This is a genomic window from Rossellomorea orangium (assembly GCF_019334305.1).
Classification (GTDB): Bacteria; Bacillota; Bacilli; order Bacillales; family Bacillaceae_B; genus Rossellomorea.
Window position 1 is genome coordinate 1 of record NZ_JAHWGH010000029.1, and the last position, 450, is coordinate 450.

Consider the following 450-nt stretch of genomic DNA (forward strand, 5'->3'; position numbering starts at 1 on the left):
TATTAGGCACGCCGCCAGCGTTCGTCCTGAGCCAGGATCAAACTCTCCGATAAAAGTTTGAATAGCTCTTAAAATAAATCTAGAATTAACGTTGACGTATTGTCTTGTTTTGTTCAGTTTTCAAGGTTCAATGTAGCGCTTCTTCCGAAGCGACCCTTACTATATTACATATTTGATAACTTGTTGTCAATAACTTTTTTTAAAAAAGTTATGATCAAGTTTTTCATGTTGTGTGTTGCTCGTTTGCGGCAACAAATAATACTTTACCAGTTAACTTCGCAGAAGTCAACTTCTTTTTAAAACTTTCTCAAAAAAAGAGAACGTCTTTCCATTTATCTTAATAAGAAGAAAATGGCTCCGCAGGCAAGATTCGAACTTGCGACCGATCGGTTAACAGCCGATAGCTCTACCACTGAGCTACTGCGGAATAATAGAATGGTGGGCCTAAGT

Annotated in this window: 1 tRNA gene; it reads right to left on the reverse strand. The window is 37.8% G+C overall.

Annotation, left to right across the window (positions count from 1 at the left end):
- Nucleotides 1-352 precede the first annotated feature (352 nt).
- Nucleotides 353-427, reverse strand: a tRNA-Asn gene (locus KYJ26_RS23165).
- Nucleotides 428-450: the final 23 nt, after the last annotated feature.